This is a genomic window from Methylobacterium sp. D53M (assembly GCF_053345625.1).
On the sequence record NZ_JBKFAL010000055.1, the window covers coordinates 1 to 8215 of the forward strand.

Annotated in this window: 5 protein-coding genes and 1 pseudogene; 4 read left to right on the top strand and 2 right to left on the bottom strand. The window is 67.3% G+C overall.

Annotation, left to right across the window (positions count from 1 at the left end; translation table 11 throughout):
• Positions 1-484: 484 nt before the first annotated feature.
• Both ACLBYG_RS31045 and ACLBYG_RS31050 read right to left on the bottom strand, forming a co-directional pair.
• Positions 485-1582: a PAS domain-containing protein gene (locus ACLBYG_RS31045; protein WP_244540087.1), complete on the bottom strand. Its 1098-nt coding sequence runs from the start codon at positions 1580-1582 to the stop codon at positions 485-487.
• A 104-nt stretch (positions 1583-1686) separates the two neighbouring features.
• Entirely contained in the window at positions 1687-2046 is a 360-nt protein-coding gene (locus ACLBYG_RS31050) for a hypothetical protein (RefSeq protein WP_447684015.1), read from the bottom strand.
• A gap of 89 nt (positions 2047-2135) precedes the next feature.
• Between ACLBYG_RS31050 and ACLBYG_RS31055 the strand changes: the two genes are divergently transcribed.
• From ACLBYG_RS31055 to ACLBYG_RS31070, 4 genes and pseudogenes are all read left to right on the top strand, one after another.
• On the top strand, positions 2136-4541 hold the full coding sequence (locus ACLBYG_RS31055) for a putative bifunctional diguanylate cyclase/phosphodiesterase (protein ID WP_447684016.1): 2406 nt from the start codon (positions 2136-2138) through the stop codon (positions 4539-4541).
• 142 nt (positions 4542-4683) lie between these two features.
• The gene (locus ACLBYG_RS31060; protein ID WP_447684017.1) at positions 4684-6381 is read left to right on the top strand and encodes a methyl-accepting chemotaxis protein; all 1698 of its coding nucleotides are present in this window, start codon (positions 4684-4686) and stop codon (positions 6379-6381) included.
• 138 nt (positions 6382-6519) lie between these two features.
• The gene (locus tag ACLBYG_RS31065) at positions 6520-6840 is read left to right on the top strand and encodes a hypothetical protein (RefSeq protein ID WP_447684018.1); all 321 of its coding nucleotides are present in this window, start codon (positions 6520-6522) and stop codon (positions 6838-6840) included.
• Positions 6841-7280: 440 nt separating this feature from the next.
• Positions 7281-8215, top strand: a pseudogene (locus ACLBYG_RS31070) (PAS domain S-box protein); the annotation flags it as partial.

Below are 8215 nucleotides of genomic sequence, written 5' to 3' on the forward strand. Positions count from 1 at the left end.
AGTCCGCTTTCGGAGCCCGGAGCCAGAAGATCGGACTTGCAGCGAGTAGGATTGCCCAGGTTCGATGTAGACAAAGAACGCTTTCGCGTGAGGTGCTTTCCCGATGCCTAAGCCCGTTCTCCCTAACCACTGAGTTTCGTCGGCAGATGATCGATCTGGAGAGCGCCAGCCGCAGTCCGGCGCACTTCGCCCGCAAGTTCCAGCCCTCCGCTCAGGCCATTTGTAACCGTGCGACAGAGGCCGAGCGTAGCGTAGGTCGACAGGAGGCGAAGCCACGGGCCGCCGATGAGGGATTAAAGACACGAAGCGCGACAATCTCCTCTCACTCGGGTGAGAGGACAAACCGTAGAATCTGGAGCGCGGTAAGCGTTCTCATGCGACCCAGCTGTCATACAATAACCACTCCCTCTGCTCGGTCTGAAATACCGGCGAGGTCAGGTGCCGAATGCACCGGACGGTCGAGCGGCCTGAAGCTGAAGCGCGGTTAAGCCTCGCGGACGCCGGGCTTCTTGCCTGCCTCAAAGATGAATTCGACGCCCGCCTCTTCCAGCGCACGACGCACGGCGAGCAGGGTGTCCGAGCGCGACCGAACCGCCGAGGTTGGGTCCTCCAGCCGATTGAGTGTTGAGACCGAGACATTGGCCAACGCGGCAAGATCATCCTTAGAAAGGCCCGTGATCGCACGGGCCGAGCGGATTTGGCTCGAAGTCAGGGTCTCGTCAGCGGGCGCGGCCTGCACGATTCCCTGCTGCAGCGCAGCATCGGGCGGCGGGGCCCCGTAGCGGGTTCGCCCCGGCACGTTGAGGCACACCCCGACCCATTCTCGGACGGAGCCGTCCTTGTTCAGGACCGGCGCGCCGCGGGCATTGAACCAGCGATAGATCCCGTCCGCGCACAGGACGCGATAGTCCGTGTTGTAGGGCGCCGTGTGCTCCACCGCCGTGGTCCAGGCCGCGAGCGTGCGGGAGCGGTCGTCCGGGTGGACGGCGTCGAGCCAGCCCAGACCCTGCATCTGGGCGTGAGACTGACCGGTCAGGGCCATCCACTGCGGCATCTCGCTCGGCTCACCGTTCGCCTTGTTGACCCAGAAGACCGCTGCCGTCGCGGCGATCAGCGCGTTCAGGCGGTCATGCCGCTGCATGAGCGCGTTCATGGTCTCGTGCTGCGCCGTGACGTCGAACACGACGCCCATGCCCTGGCTCGGGCGCCCGTCCGCGCCGAGCATGACCTCGGCGTGGTGCAGGAGCCAGCGCTGGGTCCGATCCGGCCGGATGATGCGGAACTCGCGACTGACCGGTTGGCCGGAGCGCAGCACGGCGATCTGGTCGCCGTGCGCGGCCTGATCCTCCGGGTGGATCATGTCGAGCCCGAAGCCGAAGGTCATCTCTGTGGTCGGGTCGAGGCCCAGAATCCGGTAGAGGCCCGGCGACGCGTCCAGCCGCTCGGAGCGCAGGTCCGCCGACCAGAAGCCGATTTTTCCCGTATCCTCGATCAGTTTCAGGTAGTGGCGCGAGGAGAAGCCGCGCGGGGCGACGCCGATCTCGGTCTTCGCCTGCGGACGCATCAATGCACGAGTCGGCATCGCCTCACCCCGATCGCCAGCGCTCCAGAATTGAGATGCGAAATGCCATAATCGTGGCCGTGAAAGCGTTAAGAAGACAGCATTCGATCCATATTGACTGACATTTAGTGGCGGCTGTCAGCGTCGTGCAGGCCATCGATCGCATGGAAAAGGAAGCCTGCGGCGGCTTCCTCCTCGGCGGTCGATGGAAACCAGAATTCGACGAGGTATCTATCGGTCGAGCGCGATGGATATGCCGCAGAATGGAACAAAAAATTCCACTGCGCCCGAAGCTTCGGATGTGTCCGGCGGAATGACAGGAAATTGGATCCCCTCGAGCGCGATTGAACAGGAATTCCGGCGATCGGCTTGAGACTCTGGCAGTCCGAAGCGGTCATCCTCGCACCGGAGACGCGGCGAGCCGTCTCCTGCCTGGGTACCTGAATGCCGCTGCCGAATGCCGAATGCCGGGCGAAGTCGAGCACCCTCGACAGTGCACCGGCGTCGATCCAGTTCGACCTCCGCGGCAGGGTGATCGCCGCCGACGGTTCGACGTCCTCGAACGGGCGCGGCCATGAGTGAGATCATCCTGCCGATGGGCGTCGACGACGCGGTGCACCTGCCCGACGAGGACGCGCGCCTGCGCGAGGCGATGCGCGCCACGATGCTCGCCGAGACGCTACAACTCGGCCGATACTCGGCGGTGACGCAGGCCGCCGTCGTGCTCGCGCTGGCCGCCATCTTCTGGGGCATCGTCTCGCACGCTTACCTGTCCGGTCTCGCGGTGGCGGTGACGGCGCTGTGCGCGGTGGCTATGATCGCGATGCGCCGCTATCGCGGCCGCCTCGGCGACGGATCGATCGCCCGGGAGGCCTTCGCCGTCCTTCACGGCCTCGCGCTCGGCCGCGGTCTCGCCTGGGCCAGCATGCCGGCGATCCTGCTGCCCTCGGTCGACAATGCCTACCGGATCGTGGTCGGGGCCGTCTGCGCCGCCCTGATCTCGCACGCCTACGTGGCGGGCCCGATCTTCTCCCTGGCACTCCTGGCCGTGGCGCCGGTGGTGGCCGGCATCTTCGTCGGGCTCGCCGGTTGCGAGAGCCCGGTCGGCGAGTACGTCGCCGTGCTGCTGTCGCTGTACGCGGCCTTCGTCTTCGTGAGCGCGCGTCGGATGTGCCGGCACTCCTACCAGCGCCTCTGCGACCGCGTCATGGTGCAGGCGCAGAGCGAGACCATCGGGTTCCTCCTCAAGGATTTCGCCGAGGGCACGAGCGACTGGCTCTGGGAAACCGACACGGTCGGGCGCCTTCGGCAGGCCCGCGCCGCTGTCGCCGCCCTGCTCGGCGTCGAGGTCGCCGGGCTGCGCCACCGGCCGCTGTCCGAGCTTCTGCGCGCGTTCGCCGACCCGGACGGCGACGGCGCGGACGCCCACGCCGTCGCCGCGGCGATCGCGGCGCGCGCGCCTTTCCGCGATCGCACCATCCGGCTCCGTACCGCGGCCGGCACGCGCTGGATCACGCTCAACGGCAAGCCCGTCTTCGACGCGCAGGGAGCGTTCGCGGGCTATCGCGGCGTGGGCTCGGACGCCACCGAGAGCCGTGAGGCGCAGGCCCGCATCGCCTTCCTGGCGGGTCACGACAGCCTGACCGGACTGCCGAACCGCAGCGGTTTCCAGGACGCGCTGGGGACGCTCTGCCGCACGGTTCGCACGGCGGAGAGACCGAGTGCCCTGTTCTATCTCGACCTCGACGGCTTCAAGGCCGTCAACGACAGTCGCGGCCACCTCGTCGGCGACCGATTGCTGCGCGCGGTCACTGCACGCCTGCTCGCCATCGGTGAACCGCACAGCCTGTTCCGCCTCGGCGGCGACGAGTTCGCGATGGTCGTCCGCGATCTCGGTCGGCCCGCGGCCGAGGCCCTCGCCGCCCGCGTGGTGGCCGAGCTGCGCCGCCCGTTCCAGATCGACGAGGCCCGGCTGGAGGTCGGTGTCAGCGTCGGTATCGCCTACATGCCGGACGACGCGATCGAGCCTGCCAGCCTGCTCATGCGCGCCGACCTCGCCCTCTACGCCGCCAAGGCGGACGGCAAGGGCTGCTGGCGGACCTTCGATCCGTCGCTGGAGGAGCGGGTCGTCCGTCAGCGGCAGTTCGACTTGGACATGCGCGCGGCCCTCGCGGCGGACGAGATGGAGCTGCACTACCAGCCCCTGGTGGACATGCGGAGCGGTCGTGTCGCCGGTTTCGAGGCGCTGCTGCGGTGGAACAAGCCCGGGTACGGCTGGGTCTCGCCGGGGGAGATCATCCCCATCGCCGAGGCGACCGGCTTCATCGTCGAGATCGGCCGCTGGGCCCTGCGCCGTGCCTGCACCGACGCTCGCACGTGGTCCGACCTGAAGATCGCGGTGAACATCTCCTCCATCCACGTGCGGATGCCGGGCTTCCACGCCGAGGTCGCGGCCGTTCTCCGCGAGACCGGCCTCGCGCCAGATCGGCTCGAGATCGAGATCACCGAGTCGGTGCTGCTCGACCACGGTCCGGAGGTTCTGGAGAACCTGAAGCGCCTGCGCGCGACGGGCGTGCGCATCGCGCTGGACGACTTCGGCACGGGCTACTCGAGCCTGAGCTACCTGACCGAATTCCCGTTCGACAAGGTGAAGGTCGACCGCTCCTTCGTGCGCGATCTGCAGGGTCGCCCCGAGAAGGTCGCCGTGGTCGAGGCCATCGCCCGAATGGCGCGGGCCCTGTCGATGAGCGTCACGGTGGAGGGCGTGGAGACCCGGCAGCAACTGGACGTTCTCCGGGACAAGCGCTGCGACATCGCGCAGGGCTTCCTCTACAGCCCGGCGCGCCCGGTCCACGAAGTCGCGGCGCTGATCGCGCGCATCGAGGGTGCTGCGCCGCCGCCAAGCGTGAGCGCCAGCGATCCGGACGGGAGCCCGACCGCCGACGCGCGCCCGGTCCTGTCGCTGGCCCGCGCCTCGTAGTTGACGGGCGGCGCATCGCGTCACCGCCGAAAGGCAGAAAATCTCTCTTGTCGCGCTGAGGACGCCCCCAGAGCGCGATTGCCAGGCAACGCGTCTTTAAATGCGGCGACTTCAAAATTCTGAATTAGTGGAGCATCAGTACATGTCGCGCCTGTCCGACCTCAAGATTGTTACTAAGGTGACGATCCCGCTGCTGCTGGTCGCCGCCGTCGCCGGCGGGCTCGTGTATCGCGCGCACGGCGTCTTCGATGAGTTGAACGAGAAGACGCAGCACATCGTCGATGTTCAGTCCGCGCGACTTGAGAATATCCTGACTGTTCGCACGAACGTCCTCGAGGCGACGGTTCAGAATCGGAACATTCTCATCGAGGACCGGCCGCCCGAGCAGGCCACGTATCGATCGCGCTACGACGAGGCCGTGAAACAGGCCTACGTGGCGGTCGACAGGCTGATCGCGCTGTCGAACTCGCCCGAGCGGCGGGTCGTCAATCAGAAACTGCGCGAGGCCGTCGAGGCCTATTTCCACATCGTCGGGCGCGCGAACGCGGCGGCCCTCGACAGGGACGCCGAGACCGCGCGGACAATCGTGCTTTCCGAAGGTCTCGCGGCGCGCAACAAGGTCCGCGACCTCGTCCAGCCGCGCATCGACAATCTCGCGGCCGAGCTCGCCCAGGCGAAGGCGGAGGCCCAGGCGAGCGCGGAGCGGGCGACGACGGTCCTCGTCACGGCCGCGGTCGCCGGGTTGCTCGCGGCTCTGGCCATCGCGTTCGCCATCGTCCATTTCGGGCTGACGCGGCCCCTGACGCGGCTGGTCGCCGTTCTGCAGCGCATGGCCGGGGGCGATATCGATGCCGACATCGCGGAGGCCGCCCGTCGCGACGAGATCGGCCAGGTCGGCAAGGCCGTTGCGGACATCCGGGCCATGGTCGCGCGGAAGGCCGTCGAGGACGCGGAGATGAAGCGCGCCGCCGACGCGGAGGCCGGCGCGGAGCGACGGCGCCTCATGATGGACCTCGCGAACTGCTTCGAGCGGGCCGTCGGCGGCATCGTCGGGATGGTCTCGGCCTCCGCGACGGAGTTGCAGGCCACGGCCGCGACGATGACGGCGACCGCGACCGAGACGGCCACGCAGTCCACGGCCGTGGCGGCGGCGGCCGATCAGGCAGCGTCGAACGTCGGTACCGTGGCGGCGGCCTCCGAGGAGCTCGGGAGCTCGGTTCAGGAGATTGGCCGTCAGGTACAGGGATCGGCATCCCTCGCCCAGGCCGCTGTCGGCGAGGCCGACCGGACGGCGCGGCTCGTCGAGGACCTCACGACGGCCGTCGCGAGGATCGGCGACGTCGTCGCGATGATCTCGGCCATCGCCGGCCAAACCAACCTCCTGGCGCTGAACGCGACCATCGAGGCGGCGCGGGCCGGCGAGGCCGGCAAAGGCTTCGCGGTCGTCGCAGCCGAGGTCAAGGAACTCGCTTCGCAGACGGCCCGGGCGACGGACGAGATCGGCGGCCATATCGGCCGCATCCAGGGCGTGACAGGCGAGGCCGTCTCGGCCATCGGCGCGATCACGGGGCGCATCCGCGAGATCAACACGGTGGCGGCCAGCATTGCCGCCGCCGTGGAGCAGCAGGGCGCGGCGACTCAGGAGATCGTGCGCAACGTCGCCCAGGCGGCGACGGGCACCGCGGAGGTGACCGGCAACATCGCCGGGGTCGCCTCAGCGTCGGAGGCTACCGGCGCGGCGGCGACCCAGGTGCTGGCGTCGTCCGGCGAGCTGTCGCGACACGCCGAGCAGCTCGCAGCGGAGATGACGCGCTTCCTCACCACCGTGCGCGCGGCCTGAGGCGGTCCCGATGGCGTGCAGCACAGCCAGCGTCCCGGGCCTCGGGGCCAATCCCACGCTTCGGCCGGGTTGCCGGGGAGATGCCCCGGCGGGGCACCGGCGTTGCGGCCCGTACCGGGTCGGGCAGGCGTGATCGCCATGGCCGACATCATCCCCCTCGGCACCATCCCGGGCGCCGAGAGCGCCCGCGCGATGCTTCTGGACCTGCGCCGGCGCCTCGATTCCGGCGAGGACATCGGTCCGCGGATCGCGCAGATCCGTCAGGCCGCGGCGTCGATGCTGGCTCTGGCGGGCGGCCTCAGACGGGTCCTCAAAGCGCCGGACGAGAGGCTGGCCGCCGAGCCGGAGGTGCTGGCCGCGGCCTGGAAAGTCCTCGCCTTGGCGGAGCGCAACGTCGCGAAGGTCGAGGAATTCCTTCGGCTCTCAGACGAAGAGGACTTGGAGCAGGCTTCGCGGTAGCCTTTGCCATAATCTCGCGAATGGGGGATAGGCGATCCGGATCACGGCTCTGTCCCAGACTGAGCGAGTCCCGTACACCGGACGGACGCTTCGGCGCGGATGAAGGCGCAGGTCAAGCGACCGGAAATACCACGTTCGACCTGATGCGCGGACCATGCCGTCGCCAGCCGTGCCACCGCGCGCAGCAGCTCCCGACGCGCGCGCTTGGACCGGCTCTGATCATTTGACAACCGCTGTCCACTCGCCGGCAGCAGCGAAGACTGAAGGCGAGGATCCATCTGACACGGAATAGTTCATGATCCGACCGATATCAGTATCAGGCTCCAAAAATTACTCGAAATGAAACGTGGCGCTGCACGTTCCAGGCCGGATTCGGAGGTGCTGCTAAGTCCAGCTTATTGTCTCTAAGTCACGATATGGCGTCCAATGAAAGTTGCGCCATGTTCCGTAAGTCTGCCTATAATGAAACCCAGGCCACCATCGACGCGCTGACGCGCTCATTGGCCATCATCGAGTTCGGTATGGATGGCACGATCCTGCGCGCCAACCCGAATTTTCTGGCCGTCGTGGGCTACGATCTGGCTTCCCTGCAGGGAAAACACCACCGGATCCTAGTCGGCGAGGAGATGGCCAGTAGTTCGGAATACGACGAATTCTGGTCGAAGCTGCGAGCCGGCGAGTCTGCGTCCGGCGAATTTCCCCGCCGCGCGCGGTCCGGCGCGAAGGTCTGGCTCGAAGCCACCTACAATCCGATCCTGGGCTCCGACGGCAAGCCGTTCAAGGTCATCAAGTTCGCCAGCGACATCACGGCCAAGAAGAGCGAGACCAACCGACTGCTGCGCATGATCGACGAGATGCCGGTCGCGGTCATGACCGCAGACCCGAAGAACGATTTCAAGATCAATTACATCAACAACACCTCGCGCAAGACGCTGGAAGCTATCGACGGTATCTGCCGATCAAGGTCTCCGAGATGATGGGTCAGTCCTTCGACGTGTTCCACAAGAATCCGCATCATCAGCGAAACATGCTGGCTGACGCGCGCCGACTGCCCCACCGCACCAAGATCAAGGTCGGACCCGAGACCCTCGACTTGCAGGTCTCCGCCATCACCGACGCGGATGGAGCCTATGTTGGGCCCATGTTGACTTGGTCGGTCATCACCGCACAGCTCGCCATGGCCGAGGACGTCGCTGGCGTCGTCGAGGCACTCGGGACCGCAATCGGCGAGATGAAAGATTCGGCGGAGGGCCTGAACCGCTCGGCAGACGCGGCGAGCGAGCGCGCGAACTCCGTGGCGGCGGGATCCGAGGAGATGACCAGCTCGATCCACGAGATCTCGGGCCAGGTCGGGCGGGTCTCCGAACGCACCCAG

What these genes read in the sequence shown, in the direction of transcription:
- ACLBYG_RS31045 (WP_244540087.1), bottom strand. Translation starts at nt 1,582, where the DNA reads ATGCCGACTCGTGCATTGATGCGTCCGCAGGCGAAGACCGAGATCGGC.
- ACLBYG_RS31055 (WP_447684016.1), top strand. Translation starts at nt 2,136, where the DNA reads ATGAGTGAGATCATCCTGCCGATGGGCGTCGACGACGCGGTGCACCTG.
- ACLBYG_RS31060 (WP_447684017.1), top strand. Translation starts at nt 4,684, where the DNA reads ATGTCGCGCCTGTCCGACCTCAAGATTGTTACTAAGGTGACGATCCCG.
- ACLBYG_RS31065 (WP_447684018.1), top strand. Translation starts at nt 6,520, where the DNA reads ATGGCCGACATCATCCCCCTCGGCACCATCCCGGGCGCCGAGAGCGCC.